General features: G+C 63.8%; 16 protein-coding genes. 7 read left to right on the forward strand and 9 right to left on the reverse strand.

The genetic code is table 11. The features are described 5' to 3' along the window. The first annotated feature begins 122 nt into the window (after positions 1-122). Together DFP86_RS13785 and DFP86_RS13790 are read left to right on the forward strand one after the other, a co-directional pair. Positions 123-1,709 carry a methyl-accepting chemotaxis protein gene (locus tag DFP86_RS13785; protein WP_133682193.1) on the forward strand — a complete coding sequence of 529 codons (1,587 nt, stop codon included), beginning with the start codon at positions 123-125 and terminating at the stop codon, positions 1,707-1,709. A 175-nt stretch (positions 1,710-1,884) separates the two neighbouring features. Further along, positions 1,885-3,105: a 6-phosphofructokinase gene (locus tag DFP86_RS13790; RefSeq protein WP_133682195.1), complete on the forward strand. Its 1,221-nt coding sequence runs from the start codon at positions 1,885-1,887 to the stop codon at positions 3,103-3,105. A gap of 58 nt (positions 3,106-3,163) precedes the next feature. Here the strand turns inward: DFP86_RS13790 and DFP86_RS13795 are convergent, their stop codons facing one another. Together DFP86_RS13795 and DFP86_RS13800 are read right to left on the reverse strand one after the other, a co-directional pair. Continuing rightward, a complete protein-coding gene (locus DFP86_RS13795) occupies positions 3,164-3,982 on the reverse strand; it encodes a phosphorylase family protein (protein ID WP_133682197.1) in 819 nt (272 codons plus the stop codon). 145 nt (positions 3,983-4,127) lie between these two features. After that, positions 4,128-4,763 (reverse strand): TetR/AcrR family transcriptional regulator, encoded by a 636-nt coding sequence (locus DFP86_RS13800; protein WP_133682199.1) that lies wholly within the window; start codon positions 4,761-4,763, stop codon positions 4,128-4,130. Positions 4,764-4,967: 204 nt separating this feature from the next. Between DFP86_RS13800 and DFP86_RS13805 the strand changes: the two genes are divergently transcribed. The 3 genes from DFP86_RS13805 (at position 4,968) to DFP86_RS13815 (ending at position 7,014) form a co-directional block, all read left to right on the forward strand. Beyond that, a complete protein-coding gene (locus DFP86_RS13805) occupies positions 4,968-5,942 on the forward strand; it encodes an MBL fold metallo-hydrolase (protein ID WP_243729400.1) in 975 nt (324 codons plus the stop codon). A gap of 68 nt (positions 5,943-6,010) precedes the next feature. Next, on the forward strand, positions 6,011-6,613 hold the full coding sequence (locus DFP86_RS13810) for a LysE family translocator (RefSeq protein ID WP_166642278.1): 603 nt from the start codon (positions 6,011-6,013) through the stop codon (positions 6,611-6,613). Between the two features lie 122 nt (positions 6,614-6,735). Continuing rightward, positions 6,736-7,014, forward strand: a complete 279-nt coding sequence (locus DFP86_RS13815) for a HigA family addiction module antitoxin (protein WP_133682205.1) — start codon at positions 6,736-6,738, stop codon at positions 7,012-7,014. A gap of 54 nt (positions 7,015-7,068) precedes the next feature. Here the strand turns inward: DFP86_RS13815 and DFP86_RS13820 are convergent, their stop codons facing one another. Beyond that, a complete protein-coding gene (locus tag DFP86_RS13820; RefSeq protein WP_133682207.1) occupies positions 7,069-8,076 on the reverse strand; it encodes a LysR family transcriptional regulator in 1,008 nt (335 codons plus the stop codon). Between the two features lie 85 nt (positions 8,077-8,161). Next, positions 8,162-9,991 carry a glutamine--fructose-6-phosphate transaminase (isomerizing) gene (gene glmS / locus DFP86_RS13825; protein WP_133682209.1) on the reverse strand — a complete coding sequence of 610 codons (1,830 nt, stop codon included), beginning with the start codon at positions 9,989-9,991 and terminating at the stop codon, positions 8,162-8,164. Between the two features lie 143 nt (positions 9,992-10,134). On the opposite strand from glmS, the gene DFP86_RS13830 reads away from it, so the two are divergent. After that, complete coding sequence (locus tag DFP86_RS13830) at positions 10,135-10,599, forward strand: Lrp/AsnC family transcriptional regulator (RefSeq protein ID WP_133682211.1); 465 nt, start codon at positions 10,135-10,137, stop codon at positions 10,597-10,599. A gap of 7 nt (positions 10,600-10,606) precedes the next feature. On the opposite strand, the gene DFP86_RS13835 is transcribed toward DFP86_RS13830, so the two are convergent. Beyond that, positions 10,607-11,386: a helix-turn-helix transcriptional regulator gene (locus DFP86_RS13835; protein ID WP_133682213.1), complete on the reverse strand. Its 780-nt coding sequence runs from the start codon at positions 11,384-11,386 to the stop codon at positions 10,607-10,609. Positions 11,387-11,489: 103 nt separating this feature from the next. Here DFP86_RS13835 and DFP86_RS13840 point away from each other — a divergent pair, with 103 nt between their 5' ends. Continuing rightward, complete coding sequence (locus DFP86_RS13840; protein WP_133682215.1) at positions 11,490-12,263, forward strand: class I SAM-dependent methyltransferase; 774 nt, start codon at positions 11,490-11,492, stop codon at positions 12,261-12,263. A gap of 36 nt (positions 12,264-12,299) precedes the next feature. Here DFP86_RS13840 and DFP86_RS13845 read toward each other — a convergent pair whose 3' ends face one another. Genes DFP86_RS13845 through hemC form a run of 4 tightly spaced genes read right to left on the reverse strand, consistent with a single transcriptional unit; the run spans position 12,300 to position 16,196 of the window. Then, entirely contained in the window at positions 12,300-13,508 is a 1,209-nt protein-coding gene (locus DFP86_RS13845; RefSeq protein WP_133682217.1) for a heme biosynthesis HemY N-terminal domain-containing protein, read from the reverse strand. Beyond that, complete coding sequence (locus tag DFP86_RS13850) at positions 13,505-14,521, reverse strand: uroporphyrinogen-III C-methyltransferase (protein WP_133682219.1); 1,017 nt, start codon at positions 14,519-14,521, stop codon at positions 13,505-13,507. Before DFP86_RS13850 ends, DFP86_RS13845 begins: the two co-directional genes overlap by 4 nt. Further along, complete coding sequence (locus DFP86_RS13855; protein WP_133682222.1) at positions 14,518-15,270, reverse strand: uroporphyrinogen-III synthase; 753 nt, start codon at positions 15,268-15,270, stop codon at positions 14,518-14,520. Before DFP86_RS13855 ends, DFP86_RS13850 begins: the two co-directional genes overlap by 4 nt. Further along, a complete protein-coding gene (gene hemC, locus DFP86_RS13860) occupies positions 15,267-16,196 on the reverse strand; it encodes a hydroxymethylbilane synthase (protein ID WP_133682224.1) in 930 nt (309 codons plus the stop codon). Before hemC ends, DFP86_RS13855 begins: the two co-directional genes overlap by 4 nt. Between the last annotated feature and the right edge of the window lie 27 nt (positions 16,197-16,223).

Below are 16,223 nucleotides of genomic sequence, written 5' to 3' on the forward strand. Positions count from 1 at the left end.
GGAGGTCGGTTTTTGTGCCATATAATTGACATATTTATAATGATTTACTATGACAGAGTAAAACACTAACAATTGCTCGCGCACCCTTGATATCGCCAAGACGCGGGCTGTCAGGGGGCACGATGTTGACCATCAAGCGGCAACTGCAGTTGTTTGCGGGCATCGTTTTCTTGGCCATGCTTGCTTGCATGGCGGTGACCTGGGTCGGTCTCGATGCCTTGAGCCGCGAAGCGGGCTCGGTTCACCGCCAGCAACTTGCGATCCAAGGTGTGACGGAAATCAAAGGTAGCGCACTGTCGACCATCGAGCTCGATCCGACCAGCGCCGACACCAAGAAAATCTTCGCCGATGCCGAGCAGAATATCGGTCGCTGGTCCGAACGCTTGCAGACCCTGCAGGACAATCCCGAACGTGTCGAAACCCGCAATCGCTTGCTGGCGATGTGGAAGGATTACGACACGCGTTCGCAAGGGCTGATACAGCTGGCGACCCACGATGCCAAAAGCGCCAACGATCAGGTGGTGACGCTCTACCATGGCGGCTTCCAGCCGTTTCAGACCCAGCTTGAGCAATTCATCACCCAAGTTGTCCAGGATGCCGATCAAGTGCGAGCCGAGTCGCAGGATACCGAGCTACACATCCGTATCGTCATCGGTGCGACGCTGTTGGTGGCGTTGCTACTGATTATCGGCGGCCTGACCTTCTTGGGCAAAAAGCTGCTGGGTGCATTGGAGTCGATGCGCTCGACCATGCGCGAGGTCAGCCAGCGCAATGACTTCACGCTGCGGGCGCCGTTGACGGGACAAGACGAGATCGGGCAGACCGCCGAGGCTTTCAATGCGTTGCTTGCGCATTTGCAGAAGGATTTGCTCGATCTCTCGGCACGCGCGATGACCGTGCTCGAACATTCCACCCAAGTCAATGTGGCCGCGGACAATATCCTGCATGCGGCGTCCGAGCAAGGTAGCAGTTCGAAAGAGGTGGCCGGTCGCGTGGAGGAGGTGGCCGGCAGTGTCAGCCTGATCGCCGATCAGACTCAGCAAGTGCAGGTTCAATCGCAAGAAAGCAGTGAATTGGCGCTATCCGGATCGGACATCATTTCGCACACCATCCAGGATATCCGCCAGATCTCCAGCGTGGTGGCCAATACCGCCAATGCCATTGTTAATTTGAGTGCGCAAAGCTCGCAGATCACCGGCGTGGTGCAGGTGATTCGCGAGGTGGCGGATCAGACCAATCTGCTGGCGCTCAACGCCGCGATCGAAGCCGCGCGCGCCGGCGAAGCCGGCCGGGGGTTCGCGGTGGTGGCGGATGAAGTGCGCAAGCTGGCCGAGCGCACGGCGGCCTCGACGCGGGAGATCGGCGAGAATCTGCGCGCCATGGAAGAGGCGGCGCAACAGGCGGTCAGTCAGATGCACGAAGCCGAACAACTGGTGACTGGCAGCGTGGAGCGCGCGGATCAAGCCGACCAGTCGATCAAGGCCATCGGCAACGCTTCCAGTAGCGCGGCGCATTCCGTTTCCAGTATCGCCGATGCGCTCGACCAGCAGCGCGTCGCCAACCAGAGCATTACCAAGCAAATCGCCAATATTGCCGAGATGGCCAGTCAGGTGAGCGATAGCGCCGCCAATACCTCGAAAACCGCACAGGACCTGAAGCAGGTGTCGGAGCAACAGCTGCAAATCCTCAAGCGGTTCCGGCTGGGGTGAATCCAAGGAGTCGCTCTAGCCTCGTCTCGATCCGCCCCGCGAGTTATTCGCGGGGTTTTCCTTGTCCAGCGTCAAATCTTGTCGCCAACTACGGGTGGCTGTGCGGTCTGTGGTGTGCTGAAATGGTGCTGGCACATCGCCAATGACGATACCGTTCGGAGCGGAAAGCGACACCATGACGGCCTCTCCTCTGTTGTACCTGCAATCCGGCGGCCCGACCGCCGTGCTCAATGCCTCGGCCCAGGGCGTGATCGAAGCCGCCCGCCGGCTGGATCTGCCGCTCTACGCCGCGCGCGATGGTCTGGCTGGCTTGGTGAAGGGCGAGTTGGTCGATACCACGCGCGCCACCGATGCGGAAATCGCTCGGCTATCGACTTTGCCCGGCGCCAGCTTCGGCGTCAGCCGGCACATGTTGCCGACCTGGGAAGAAGCGCCGCAGGAGTGGCTGGCGCTGCGCGACGTGTTGGAGCGGCACGATATCCATCACCTGCTGATCAATGGCGGCAACGGTAGCATCGGCTGCGCGGCCCGCTTTGTGGAGTTCGAACAACACACCGGCTACCCGCTACGCGTGATCGGCATTCCCAAGACCATCGACAACGACCTGGTCGGCACCGATTTCAGCCCCGGCTTCCCCTCCGCCGCACGTTTTTTGGCGACCCAGATGCGCGAAGTGGCCGTGGACATGGCCAGCATGGCGCAGCGACGCATCTTCATCATGGAAACCATGGGCCGCCACACCGGCTGGCTAGCGGCATCGACCGCCGCCGCGGCGCAATATGCCGGCGACGCCCCGCAACTGATTCTGCTGCCGGAGGCGACTTTCGACGCCGAGCGCTTTTTGCGGAAGGTGCGGCAAAGCCTGGATGAGCATGGCCACTGCGCGATCGCCGTGGCCGAGGGGTTGGAAGGCGCCGACGGCCGGCCGCTGGCCGAGTTCCGTCCCGACGCGACCTATGGCCACGAACAATTGGGCGGCGTCGGCACTTGGCTGGCGGGCTTGGTCAAGCGCGAGTTGGGCATGACGAGCCATGTGGCCCAGGTGGATTGCTTGCAGCGCGCGGCACGCCATCTGGCGTCGGCCGTCGACCTGCGTTTGGCCCACCAGGCCGGCAGTACCGCCGTGGAGTGGGCGGTGAACGGCAAGCAGGGCGTGATGACCGCCTTCGCGCGCCGGGCGACCGACACGCCCTCTTGGGAGGTCGAACCGGTGCCGCTCGCATCGATCGGCGACCGCGAACGCCGCATGCCGGCCGAATTCATCGACGCCGACAACTTGTGGGTCACGCCGGCTTATCTCGACTATCTGCGGCCATTGTTGGCCGGCCCCGCGGCCGTGCCGTGGGACAAGGACGGCCTGCCCGATTGCCGGGCGATCGACTGGGTCAGTATCTAAGGATGATCGCTCGAGGCGGCCCGCTCCCCGTTCGGGGGGGCGGGCCGTTTTCGTTTGCTCAGGGCATTTCGCTCAGCGCCAACCGGCCCACCAACTCTACGCCGAAGTCCACCGCACGTTCGATGGCCTGGGTGCACAGCGCCGAATCGGCGAACGGGCTGTCGTCGCCGATCACGCCCAGCACGCAGCCGCTGCGGATCGCTTGGCCCATTTGGCGAGCGTAGACCTGCGACAGCACGAATAGATGCGAGGCCTCCATTTCCGACGCCACCACGCCATAGGCGCGTAGCTTGGCCATGAAGGCGCGGTGTTCGTCCGCCATCGGCCCGCAGAGGAATTCGCGCGCATACAGCGAATCCTTGGAGTGCACGATGCCGAACTTCACCGCGTGGTCGCGACCGGCGGCCAGTTGGCGCGCGGCGAGCGCCATCTCCAGATCCGCCACCGCCGGGAAACAGGGCGGTACATAGTTGCCGCTGGTGCTTTCGTCGCGCACGGCGGCCGTGGCGAACACCACATCGCCGACACGTACGTCCGGCTGCATCCCGCCGGCCGTGCCGATGCGTAGAAAACGGCGTGCGCCGAGGAAAATCAGCTCGCTCAAGATCAGATCCACGCTGGGCGCGCCCATGCCGGTGGCGATGGCGGCCATCTGGATGGTGCGGCCGTCGCGCACCATCTCGCCCAGGTAGAGGTGGTGCCCGCGCGGGCTGGGTTTGACCGTGACATTGTGAAAATAACGGTCGGCGATTTCGCCGGCCCGGCCGTTGGAGCCGGGAATGATCACATAACGGCCGATATCGCCGTTGCCGGCAAAGTCTTCGCGGCAGGCATCGAAGTGGTGGGGCCGGAAGGTGGCAAGGTCAAGATGGTCCATTGCGGCAATTCCTGAGGTGTATGCAAGGAAGTAGCTTTATATGAAGACATTACAACGGGATGACGGCAATGGATTTGATCTGACTACGGGTAGTTTGCATTCGGTAGTGTGCGTTCGCGAAGCAACGCACAAATTCTCCACACCCCTAAAATCCGTGCATTGCCTGCGACTCGGGCACGGCGTACTGCGCGAGGAACATCGTCACCGCGCTATCCACGACCTGACGTTGCATGGCGTCGGACAAGGGCGGTTGTCCCAGCGTGATCTGCGGCCAGAAGGCGAATGCCTTGACCAGCGCATGCAATTGGTTGGCGGCGAAGACGGGGTCGACGGCTTTGAGTTTGCCGTCCGTTTGCGCGGCACGGATCCAGCCGACGATGTTTTCCTCGCGCTCGTCCATCCGCGCCACCATTTCCCGCGCCCGTTCGGGGGCGTGGATGGTTTCGGCGATGGCGACGCGTGCCAGATCCATGAAGTTACCGTCGGCGAGCAAAGCCATTTTCGATTGCAGCAGCGCGCGCAGTTGTGCGGCCACGGGTTGGTCGGCGCGGTAGTCGCACGCCATCCGCTCCTGGCTGCTGTGCCACAGCTGCAGCAGGATTTCCGTGAATAGCGCTTCTTTACTGGCGAAATGGTTGTACACCGTGCGCTTGGAGACTTCGGCGCGCGCGGCGATCTTGTCCATGCTGGTGGCGTCGAAACCGTTGTCGCGGAATTCGGCGGTGGCGGCTTGCAGGATGGCCGCGCGTTTGCGGTCGGTGAGTCGTTGTGCGGGCGTCATGAGTATCGGCATCGAGTGGATGTTGCATTTTACACTGATGAGTTTACTTTTCTCAAAACAGAAACTACACTGTGTAGTATACATTTTTCTGGCCACCTCACCATGCCAAACGCCGCCTCCGCCACTGTTGCTCGTCAATCCGCCGAATCGCGCGCGGCGCAATCGCGTCGCCTGGCCGGCCCGCCAGAAGGAGGGCGATGGAAGATGCTTGGTCTCATGTGGCAGTTTCTGTTCAATAAGCCGGTCGACACGGTTCCCGGCGGGGCGATCCCGCTGGTGTCGTTGACGCGAGCGCAACTGGATGCCGCCGCGGACGGCTCGCTGTGGCGCTTGGGCCACTCGACGGTGCTGCTCAAGCTGCATGGCGTCTTTTGGCTGACCGATCCGGTGTTCGCCAAACGCGCCTCACCGGTGCAGTGGGCGGGCCCGCGCCGCTTTCATCCGGCGCCGATCGGCATCGACGAGTTGCCGCCGATCCAGGCGGTGATTCTCTCGCACGACCATTACGACCACTTGGATCGTGCGGCGATCATGCAGCTGGCGGGCAAGACGGCATGGTTTCTGACCCCGCTGGGCGTGGGCGAAAGGTTGATTGGTTGGGGCATCGATCCGGCCAAAGTGCGGCAACTGGATTGGTGGCAAGAGACGGCGGTCGCCGGCGTGCGCTTCGTCGCCACCCCGGCACAGCATTTCTCCGGTCGCGGGTTGTTCGACGGCAACCGCACGTTGTGGGCGTCATGGGTCATGTTGGCAGGCGATCTGCGCGTGTTCTTCAGCGGCGATTCGGGCTATTTCGACGGTTTCAAAACCATCGGCGACCGTTACGGCCCCTTCGATCTGACCTTGATGGAAACCGGTGCCTACGACGTCAACTGGCCGGCCGTGCACATGCAGCCGGAACAGACCTTGCAGGCGCATTTCGACTTGAAGGGCCGCGTGCTGCTGCCGATCCACAACGGCACCTTCGACCTGGCGCTGCATGCTTGGGACGCGCCGTTCGAGCACATCGTCGCACTGGCCGAGGCTCACGGCGTACCGTTGGCGACACCGCGCATGGGTGAGACGGTGGTTATCCGGCGCGCCGACAACAACCGCCGCTGGTGGCGGGCGGTGGCACGGCGCGAGGCGCGGTGTGGCCATCAACGGCGCACGTTCAGTTTTTCTAACAGCCGCGGTTAGCCGGTGCGGCTAACCGGTACGACCCGCACGCCATAGAATCTGGCCATCTCAACTGACCGATGCGTATCATGGATCAATGGCTGCTTTATTGCGGGGTGGTTTTTCTAGTGGTGTATTGCCCGGGGCCGATGACGATGTTTTCGTTATCCAACGGCATCGCGCTGCCGCGGCATGTCTCCCTGGCCGGTATTGCCGGGGGAACGGTGGCTTACTGCCTGCAGATCGCGGTGACCTACTTTTCCCTGGGGTGGATCGCGGCGCAGTCGCAAGGGCTGTTTCATGCGGTCAAGCTGGCGGGCGCGGGTTATTTCTTTTGGATGGCGTACCGGCAGATCGCATCGGGCGGTTTCGACCTCTCGGCGCGCGGCGTGGGCCGGCCGAGTATACCCGGCACTTTCGCCAAGGGTTTCGCGATCGCCGCCACCAATCCTAAGTCGATCGTGTTCTTCGGCGCGCTGTTTCCGCAATTCATCCGCCCAGGCGCCCCTTACAGCGAGCAATTCATCGTGCTGGGCCTGTCGTATCTGGCGATTCAATTCTCCAGCGGCTTGGTCTATGTCGTCTTCGGCTCGAAATTGATCGATTTCCTGCAGCGGCGCACGACGCCTAAAACCCAGTCCAGGGTCATGGCATCGGCTTTGGCGCTGGTGGGACTGGTGTTATTGAGCTAGGTCTGGTACGAACATCTTGATGCCGTGACGGTCAATGCCAACTGGCGGCTGACCTTTCGCTTTCTACCCAATGGCGATGCCGAACTGGTCGATTACCAGGATTACCACTAGGAGACCTCAACATGAGCCGTATGCATAACCCGGCACACCCTGGCGAGGTGCTGCAAGACTGGTTGGAAGGTATTAGCGTTACCGATGCCGCACGTAAGTTGGGTGTGACACGCCCAGCGCTGTCGCGCATCCTACATGGTCATGCGGGCATCAGCGCCGATATGGCGCTTCGCTTGGCCGAAGCGTTGGGAACCAGCCCAGAGCTGTGGCTCAACATGCAGACCGCTTGGGATTTGTGGCAAGCAGCGCAGCGACCCCGACCGCATGTCGAGAAGCTGCTGGCCGCCTGATCAACCGTATCCATTTCTTGTCCCACTGCCCGGCTGGGCGCTGCTGACCCAGCTTTAGTCGGCACCATAGCCGGCGACGTCGAGCGCCGGGATGCGGGCGAGTGCCTGTTGCAGATAGTCGATGAACCGATTGCATAGCGCGGTACGCCCGCCCGTTTGCGGGATCAAGTACAGCGTGACCGGCGGTTGGCGCCAGTCCGGTAGCACGTGCGTCAGCGCTCCGCTTTGCTCTAGCGCTTCTGCCATATCCATGAACAACATGCCGATCCCCTGGCCGCCGAGCAGCAGGTTCATGACCGCACCGCGGTGATTGGTGACGATTTTTCCGCTGACCGGCACATCGTGCCATTGCCGCTCGCGCCGCATCGTCCAGGAAAAGGCGCAGAACCGCTGGCCGACAAAAGGCGCCTGCGCGTTGTTCGGCAGGTAGGCGATGCAGTCGTGCTCCGCCAGGGCGCCGGGGCTGGCTGGCACACCTTTGCGGCGCAAATAGTTCGGCGAGGCATAAAGGGCAAGCGGCCGTTGGGCGATCGCCCGCATTTTGACGTTGTCTTCGACCAGCGGTTGGTCGGTGAAACGTTGATAGCCGCGCAAGGTGATGTCGTAAGGCGAAGAGCCCAGCGCATGTTTCTGGTTGTCGAGCACCAGGTCGATGGCGACCCCGGGGTATTGCTCGGCAAAAGAAGCGACGATGGTCGACAGGTAGCGTTCGCCGAAATCGCTGGGGCAGGTAATGCGCAACTGGCCATCCTCGATATGGCTATTCAATGCTTTGCCGCGCGCCAGCAGCCGCTGGTTGGCCAGCACGGTTTCCCGGGCCAACGGCAACAACTCCTCGCCCGCCGTGGTCAACGTCACCCCGCGTGTGGAGCGACGAAAGACCGTCACGCCCAGCGCCTGCTCCAGGCTTTTGATTTTCTGGCTGATGCTGGCATTGCTGAGCGACAACTGTAGTGCGGCGTGGCTGAGATTGCCCTGTTCGGCCGCGACGACGAAGGCATAAAGCGTATCCAACGGCAGAAAGTCGCTGCTGGTTTGAATCGAGGGATGCGGCGTTTCCATGGAGGCTGACCGGTTGGCGGAATTGATCGCGATTATACGACTCCGGAGGCGCGGCCGGCGGCAGAACGGCCGCGCCTGAGGTCGTTCACTCCACCGTCACGCTCTTGGCCAGGTTGCGCGGTTTGTCGATGTCTGTGCCGCGCGCCACGGCGGTGTGGTAGGCCAATAGCTGCATGGCCAGGGTGTACAGGATCGGTGATAGCGCGCCGTAATGCTCGGTCAGGCGAATGGCGCTGATGTTGTCCGCCGGTTCGATGGCGCTGTCGCGGTCGCAGAACACGTAGAGTTGGCCGCCGCGCGCGCCGACTTCGTGCAGGTTGGATTTGAGTTTTTCCAATAGCTTGTCGTTGGGAGCCACCGCCACCACCGGCATGTCTTCGCTCACCAGGGCCAACGGGCCGTGCTTGAGTTCGCCCGCCGGGTAGGCCTCGGCATGGATGTAGGAGATCTCCTTGAGTTTGAGCGCGCCTTCCAGTGCCACCGGGTAGTGCAGGCCACGGCCGAGAAATAGCGCATGTTCTTTCCCTGCGAAGCGTTCGGCCCAGGCGATGATCTGCGGTTCGAGCGCCAGCACGGCGCCCATCGCCTTGGGGAGGTGGCGCAGGGCCTTCAATTGCTGCAATTCCGCTTGGTCGTCCAACCGGCCGCGCCCTTGCGCCAGGCACAGCGCCAGCAGATAGAGCGCTACCAATTGGGTGGTGAAGCCCTTGGTGGATGCGACGCCGATTTCCATGCCGGCGCGGGTGAGGAAGTGCAGCGGGCACTCGCGCACCAGCGCGCTGGTGGCGACATTGCAGATCGCCAAATTGAGCGGCATGCCTTGTTCGCGGGCGAAGCGCAGTGCGGCCAGGGTGTCGGCGGTTTCGCCGCTTTGCGAAATCGCCACCACCAGGGTGTCGGGGTGCGGGATGCTGTCGCGGTAGCGGTATTCGCTGGCGATCTCCACTTCCACCGGCACGCGCGCCAGGCTTTCGATCCAGTATTTGGCGGTCAGTCCGGCGTAGTAGCTGGAGCCGCAGGCCAGGATCAGCACGCGGCCGGTCTGGCGCAGGGCCTGGTAGGCACCGTCGCCGAACAGCTCGGGCATGATGCCCAGCACGTCGGCCAGGGTGTCGGCCACCGCGCGCGGCTGCTCGAAGATTTCCTTTTGCATGTAGTGGCGATACGGGCCGAGTTCGACCGCGCTGTCATGGCCGCTGAGCGTGCGCACCGGACGCTCGACTGGGCGACCATCGATATCGCAAATCCAATAGCGTTGCAGCTGGATATCGACGACATCGCCTTCCTCCAGATAGACGAAGCGTGTGGTGACACCGGCGAGCGCCATGGCGTCGGAGGCCAGAAAGTGTTCGTTGTCGCCCAAGCCGACCACCAGCGGAGAGCCCTGGCGCGCACCGACCACGCGGTGCGGCTCGTCGCGGCAGATGACGGCGATGGCATAGCTGCCGTTGAGTCGTTGCACCGCTTGTTGCACGGCCTCGAACAGATCGCCCTGGTACAGGTCGTCGATCAGGTGGGCGATGACTTCGCTGTCGGTCTGGCTGGCGAAGTGGTAACCGCGTGCCTGGAGCTCTTTACGCAGCACATCGTGGTTTTCGATGATGCCGTTGTGGGAGACGGCGATGCGCGCCGGGCCGTCGGCCGGGGAGAAATGCGGGTGGGCGTTGCAGGTTTCCGGCCGGCCATGGGTGGCCCAGCGGGTATGGGCGATGCCGGTGTAGCCCTCGAGCGCCTCTGTCCGAGCGGCCTGCGCCAGGTCGGCCACGCGCGCCATGCTGCGCGCCCGTTGCAATTGGCCGTCCCGGTACAGCGCCACGCCGCAGGAGTCGTAACCGCGGTACTCCAGCCGTTTCAGGCCTTCGATCAGGATGGGGAGGATATTGCGTTGCGCGACGGCGCCGACGATGCCACACATGGTTGAACTCCGTATCAGGTGATGAGGCTATGCTAGAGCCGGCACGACAAAACTTGCTTTCATATTCATTTCATATCTGAAATAATTCACTACGACAAAGTCATTATGAAATAATATTTCATTTGTTTGGAAAAGGTGAAAATATGCTGCAGCTCGACGAGCTGGATCGGCGCATTCTGCAGCAATTGCAGCAGGATGCCGATGTGAGCAATCAGCAGTTGGCCGAACGCGTGCACGCCTCGGCGCCGACTTGTCTGCGGCGGGTACGGCGCCTGAAGGATGCCGGCGTGCTTGTGCGCACGGTGGCTCTGGTGGCACCGGCTGCACAGGGGCTCGGTCTGACCGCGGTGGTGGAGGTTTCGCTGGAACGCCAATCGGCCGAGGCGCTGACGGCGTTCGAGGCGCTGGTGGCGAACGAGCCGGAGGTCGTGCAGTGCTATCGCGTCTCGCCCGGGCCGGATATGGTGTTGATCCTGGCCTTGGCCGATATGGCGGCCTATCACCGCTTGGCGCACCGCCTGCTGACGGCCGAGGCTTGCGTGCGCAATGTACGCGCCTTCTTCGCCACGCACTGCGCCAAGTTCGAGCCGCGTCAGCCTGCCGGTTGAGGCGGCGTCAGCCGGCTTGTTCGACCAGGGTCACCAGCTTGAGCTGGGGATGCTTGGCGACTTGCAGCGTGAATTGCCGATAGCTGCGCTCGCCATCCGTGCCATGGAAGCGACGTAGCCCCCCTTCTCGATCCAACACCTCTTGTGCGGCCCACAGGCGGCGGAATTCGCCGCTGCCTTTGTTCAATTCTTCCACCAGCATCCAGTGCACCGGGTCGTGGCGCTGTGCCGCGCTATCGGCGCGAAATTCGGCCACCAGCCGCCGGGCGCGCTCCGGCCAGTCGACGATCCAACGAGGCGCGCGCTCATCGAGAAACACGAAGCGCAGCAGGTTGTGGCCTTGTGCCGCGGGCTGGTCGAGCCAGCCGGCGAACAACCGACGTGCCGCGTCGTTGCTCTGCACGATGTCCCAATGGCGATCGAGCAAATAAGCCGGGCACTGCATGGCGGCCAGTAGCGGCGCCAATTCATGCGGGTCGGCGTCGGGGGCATCGGGCCGTGGATCGGCGCGCGCGGCCAGTTGGAACAGGTAGTGGCGCTCGGCGCGCGATAGGCGCAGCCCATCGGCGATGGCGACCAGGGTCGGCGCCGATAGCGCCTGGGCGCGGCCTTGTTCGATCCAGGTATACCAAGTGGGGCTGATGCCGCATAGGCCGGCGGCTTCCTCGCGCCGCAGGCCGGGGGTGCGCCGCCGCAGGCCCGCCGCTAGGCCGACGTCCTGCGGTTGCAGACGTTCGCGTACGGCACGCAAAAAATGGCCAAGCGGGTGGTCGGCGGTGGCGGGCATCGAAAATATCCTGTTGGCTGTTGCTATTGATAATAGGATAAGCACTCAACTTGTAACTGTCATTATGCACGCCTAGGCTGAGGTTTCTTACAGGAGGATTGTCATGAAAGCGCATGTAGAAACGGTTCAGCAGCAGTTCGATCCGCAGGCGCAAGCCTATCTATCGAGTCAGGTGCATGCCCAGGGGCCGGATCTGGCCTGGGTGCGCGAGCAGGTATTGCCGACTCTGCCGCCCGAGGCGGCGGTGCTGGATATCGGCTGCGGCGCCGGCCATTTGGCGTTTGCGCTGGCCGAGCGCGGCGCGCGGGTGACGGCACTCGATCCATCGCCGTCGATGTTGCATACGGTGAGTCGGGAGGCGGCTGCGCGCGGTTTGAGCCAGATCGATACCGTCGAGGGTCTGGCGCACTGTTTGCCGTTCGCCGATGGGCAGTTCGACTTGGTGGCGAGCCGTTATAGCGCGCACCACTGGGAAGCCTTGCCCGCCGCGCTGGCGGAGATGCGCCGGGTGCTGAAGCCGGACGGCATGCTCTTGATGATCGATGTCGAAGGGGACGAGACGGCGCTGGTGGATACGCATTTGCAGGCGATGGAGCTGCTGCGCGATCGATCGCATATCCGCAACCGCGCGCCATCGGAATGGCGCCGCCTGCTGACGCTTGCCGGGTTTACCGTGGCATCGCACCGGCAATGGCCGACGCGTCTGGCGTTCGAGGCTTGGGTGACGCGCATGCGCACGCCGCCTGTGCAGGTACAGGCGATCCGCGCGCTGCAGGATGGCGCGCCGGCCGAGGTGCGGACGGCGCTTGCCATCGAGGCGGACGGTAGTTTCCAGGTGACGACCGGTGCGATGCTGGCGAAGAGGGCGGTGGAATGAAGCGAACCCGCCGGGCGGCGGGTTCGTAGGTCGGTATCAGAGGCCCTGGCTCAACGCCAGTTCGAGACTGGCATGATAGTGCTGCGCGGCCTCCTCCTCCTTGCCGATCTGCTGGAACAAGCGAGCCAGCTCGGCGTGGGCGGTCAGCGTGGGCTGGATCGACAGGCTGGCCTCGAGGTAGTTCTGCGCCTTGCCCCACAGTTGTTGGCACAGTGCCAGCCGGCCCAGCGCCAGCAGCAGCATGTGATCGCGAGGCCGCTGCTTGAGCCAGTCCTCGCCGGCCTTCATCAGTGCCAGCCGGCGCGTTTCGGTCAGTTGATCGGCCAGTTGGGCCAATTCGCGGGTCAACTCCGGCGTGGCGCTGTCTTCGTCCGCCAGCGTTTCGGCCAACAGTGCGGCGGCCTGATCGGCTTCGCCGGCGTCGGCCAGGCGGGCGACGACGCGCGACACCAGGCCGGGCAGCCTGCGCTCGGCTTCCGGCACCTTGCGCAGCCATTCCAAAATTTCAGGGCCGTTGATCCGCGTGTCCAGTTGCTGGCCATAGGCGGCTTGGCGGTAGCGCCGTGCCTGCTCGGGTTCCAGCGCCTCGGCCTTGAGCAGCTTCTCGGTCAGCAGAAGCACGGCCTCGGGCTGCTTTTGCTGTAGACGGATCTTCAGTTCCAGCCGCAAAGCGTTGGTCAGGTTGGGCGAGATCGAGCGCGCGCGTTCGATGGCGGCCAGCGCGCCCAAGGCGTCCTTGGCTTCGAGGCGCAGCTCCGCTTCCTGCATATGGCGCGCCAATTGCAGCGATTCGGGCAGGGCGTCGAGTCCGGATAGATACGCGTCGCGCTTGTCGTAGTCGCGCTGGGCGCTCGCGGCGCGGGCGGCGATCAAGAGGGCCAGCGCCTTGTTTTCCGGCGCATGTTCGTTGCCGGTGGCCTTGATGGCGGCGCGCTCCGCCTTCTGGAAGCGGCCTTCAAAAAAGGCGATGCCGGCGTCGCGCAGTGCGTGGCGTGCTTCCCGAAGATGCTTCTGGCGCTGGAAGCGCCGTACTTCGGCCGGCAACCCCGCCGCCAGGCTGATCAGGCGCAACGCGCCGTAGGTGACGGCAATCAGCGCGATGGTGGCGACGATCAGCAAGTTGAAGGAGAACTCGATGCGCCAAGGCGGCAGATAGAGGATGGCATAGCCGTTGTTGACCGTGGCGGCCAGACCGACCAGTACCGCCAGCGCGAACAGGCCGGTGATCCAGATCACGAATTTCACGGCTTGACCTCCGGCGCGGCCTGCGCGCTATTGACCGCTTTCAGACTATCGGACAAGTCGGGCAGGGCGTTGTTGATCGGCGCCGCCTTGAGTTCGTCCAGCACGGCGAGCCATTGCTTGGTGGTCGGCGCGCTGTGGTCGAAGTAGCGGTCGACGTAGCTTTGCAGTTCAACCATGTCGGCCTTGAACGGCGCGGCATTGCGCTGCAGCAGGGCAATGCGCGCGTCGAGCAGGTGCAGCTTGAGGTTTTCGCGCAGTTGGAACGATTGCTCCGGCGTCAGCAGCACCGCCTCGGGTTTATCGATGCGGCGGATGCGCACCAGTTCGCCGAAGCTTTGCGAGATGTCGCGGATCAACCGGCTCCAGAATGGGGCGTTACGATCGATGGCGGCCGGCGTCTGCGGCTGGCGCTGGATGTCGACCGACAGCGGCAGCGTGTCCACGCCCTGGCTCAGGCTGTCGATGCGTGCCGACAGGCCGATGATGTCGAGGAAGGGCAGCGCCTTGAGCGCTTCCAGGTCGTGCGCCACCGATTTCTTGACGCCGATGAGCTCGGGGCGATCGAAGGTGGCGAGACGGGCATCGACCGCTTGCAGCGCGGAAATCGCCGCCGGGACGTTGCCGGCGAGCTGCAGTTCCTGGCTTGCGAGCGCCAGCGCATGGCCGACCTCGGACAGCAGCCAGTCGGTGCGTACCTTGCTCAGATCCTGATACATGCTGCTGAGCGTGGCGAACTGGCTGGTCGATTGGTTGAACTTGGCTTCAAGTAGCGCCAGCTTGCCGTCGGTGGCTCGCAACTGCTCGCCCTGTGCCTTGATGGCGGGGTCGGCGGTGTGCGAGGGCAGGGCGCGACGGATCGACGAGAGTTCGAGCTCGGTGTTGTAGAGCTGCCAGCCCGACAGGGCCAAGGCGCCCAAGGCCAGCCAGAGCGCCCAGTTGAAGGGTTTCTTCTCTTGGGGCGGCAGGATTTGTTGTTCGGACTTTTCTGCGTCCGGGTGCTGGGTTTCGCTCATGGATGACGGGAGAACCATTCTTTGAGGCCGGCGACCATGGCTGCGTCGTCCGCCCGGGTTGTCACGATCCGCGCCACGCCTAGTGCCGCCAGTCGCTCAGCGATACGAGGGTGTGGCACACAGTATTGCAGGCATTGTAGCGTCCGGGCTCTGCCACTGCCAGCGAGCCGAAACAAACGTTCGGCAATTTCTCCCGAGGTGACGATGCAACCGTCGAGTCTGCCGGCGGCGTGCAAGCGGTCGAAGTGCGTCCAATCGGGGGCGGCGTCGACGCGGCGGTAGATGTCGGCGTAACCGACTTCTGCACCGCGAGCCGACAGTCGGTCGCCCAGTTCGGCCCGGCCGTCCGCGCCGCGCACGATCAGTACGGTCCGATCCCGCAGCGCTTGCAGTTCCGGTTCGGCCAATAGCGCTGCGCTATCGCTGCCTGCATGGGGGTAGAGTACAGGACGGCGCGCAAGCTTGCCGAGTTTTTGTGCGCTGGCGGCGCCGACGCAGGCCAGGCGCGGTAGAGCGGGCAGCTCGGCCAGCATCGGCCAGGCTAGGTCGATGGCGCTGGGACTGACGAAGATCAGCCAGTCGGCTGCCGCCGCTTGCGCCGGCAACGCGGCGAGCGCGGCCGGGTCGGGCTGGATATCGATGATGGGAAAGTCGACCGGCTCGGCGCCTTCCGACCGCAACAGCGTTGCAAGCTCGGCGATTTGCGCCGCCGGGCGGGTGATCAGAATGGCGCGGCCGGCCAGGCTCATGGCTGTTGCCGCAAGATGTCGTCGATCAGGGCGCCGGCATCTTGCTCGTACAGTTTCTTGGCCACCGCGCGGCCGAGCGCCTCGGCATATTCGCGCGGCGCGGCGGCGTCGGCGCGTAGCATCACGGAGCCGTCCGGGTGGGCCAGCAGACCGGTGAGGTGCAGCACATCGCCTTGCAGCGTGGCGAAAGCGCCGAGCGGCAGTTGGCAACTGCCGCCCATTTCGCGTGCCAGTGTGCGTTCGGCGCTGACGCAAGCGTGCGTGTCGGCGTCGTTGAGGCCGGCCAGCAGTGTGGCGAGTTCGGTACGGTCGGCGCGGATCTCGATGCCGAGCGCGCCTTGGCCGGCGGCCGGCAGGCTGTCGTCGACCGCGATGGTCGCGGCGATACGCTCGACCAGGCCCAGGCGCTTGAGGCCGGCGGCGGCCAGGATGATGGCGTCGTAGTCGCCGTTGTCGAGCTTGGCCAGCCGGGTCTGCACATTGCCGCGCAGCGGGCGGATGACCAGACGCGGAAAGCGGGCGCGCAACTGCGCCTCGCGCCGTAGGCTGGAGGTGCCGACCACCGCGCCGTCGGGCAGCTCGGCAAGGCTTTGGTAGCGATTGCTGACAAAGGCGTCGCACGGGTCTTCGCGGGTGCAGATGGCGGCGAGCGCGAAACCGTCGGGCAGCACCATCGGCACGTCTTTGATCGAGTGCACCGCCAAGTCGGCGCGGCCTTCGGCCAGCGCCACCTCCAGCTCTTTGACGAATAGGCCCTTGCCGCCGATCTTGGCCAACGTCTTGTCGAGAATCTGGTCGCCCTTGGTGGTCATGCCGAGGATCTCGACGGTCAGGCCGGGATGCATGCTTTGCAGGCGGGCGCGGATGTGTTCGGCCTGCCACATGGCCAGGCGGCTTTCGCGGCTGGCGATGACGATTTTATCCATGAAGCGCTTATATGTGATTTGGGTGAC

The organism is Paludibacterium purpuratum (assembly GCF_004363805.1).
GTDB classification, from domain to species: Bacteria; Pseudomonadota; Gammaproteobacteria; order Burkholderiales; family Chromobacteriaceae; genus Paludibacterium; species Paludibacterium purpuratum.

Bases quoted from the DNA above. Each gene is read 5' to 3' on its own strand.
- hemC (WP_133682224.1), bottom strand. From the start codon at position 16,196: ATGGATAAAATCGTCATCGCCAGCCGCGAAAGCCGCCTGGCCATGTGG.
- DFP86_RS13810 (WP_166642278.1), top strand. From the start codon at position 6,011: ATGGATCAATGGCTGCTTTATTGCGGGGTGGTTTTTCTAGTGGTGTAT.
- DFP86_RS13840 (WP_133682215.1), top strand. From the start codon at position 11,490: ATGAAAGCGCATGTAGAAACGGTTCAGCAGCAGTTCGATCCGCAGGCG.
- DFP86_RS13820 (WP_133682207.1), bottom strand. From the start codon at position 8,076: ATGGAAACGCCGCATCCCTCGATTCAAACCAGCAGCGACTTTCTGCCG.
- DFP86_RS13835 (WP_133682213.1), bottom strand. From the start codon at position 11,386: ATGCCCGCCACCGCCGACCACCCGCTTGGCCATTTTTTGCGTGCCGTA.
- glmS (WP_133682209.1), bottom strand. From the start codon at position 9,991: ATGTGTGGCATCGTCGGCGCCGTCGCGCAACGCAATATCCTCCCCATC.
- DFP86_RS13850 (WP_133682219.1), bottom strand. From the start codon at position 14,521: ATGAGCGAAACCCAGCACCCGGACGCAGAAAAGTCCGAACAACAAATC.
- DFP86_RS13785 (WP_133682193.1), top strand. From the start codon at position 123: ATGTTGACCATCAAGCGGCAACTGCAGTTGTTTGCGGGCATCGTTTTC.
- DFP86_RS13855 (WP_133682222.1), bottom strand. From the start codon at position 15,270: ATGAGCCTGGCCGGCCGCGCCATTCTGATCACCCGCCCGGCGGCGCAA.
- DFP86_RS13805 (WP_243729400.1), top strand. From the start codon at position 4,968: ATGCTTGGTCTCATGTGGCAGTTTCTGTTCAATAAGCCGGTCGACACG.
- DFP86_RS13795 (WP_133682197.1), bottom strand. From the start codon at position 3,982: ATGGACCATCTTGACCTTGCCACCTTCCGGCCCCACCACTTCGATGCC.
- DFP86_RS13800 (WP_133682199.1), bottom strand. From the start codon at position 4,763: ATGACGCCCGCACAACGACTCACCGACCGCAAACGCGCGGCCATCCTG.
- DFP86_RS13790 (WP_133682195.1), top strand. From the start codon at position 1,885: ATGACGGCCTCTCCTCTGTTGTACCTGCAATCCGGCGGCCCGACCGCC.
- DFP86_RS13830 (WP_133682211.1), top strand. From the start codon at position 10,135: ATGCTGCAGCTCGACGAGCTGGATCGGCGCATTCTGCAGCAATTGCAG.
- DFP86_RS13815 (WP_133682205.1), top strand. From the start codon at position 6,736: ATGAGCCGTATGCATAACCCGGCACACCCTGGCGAGGTGCTGCAAGAC.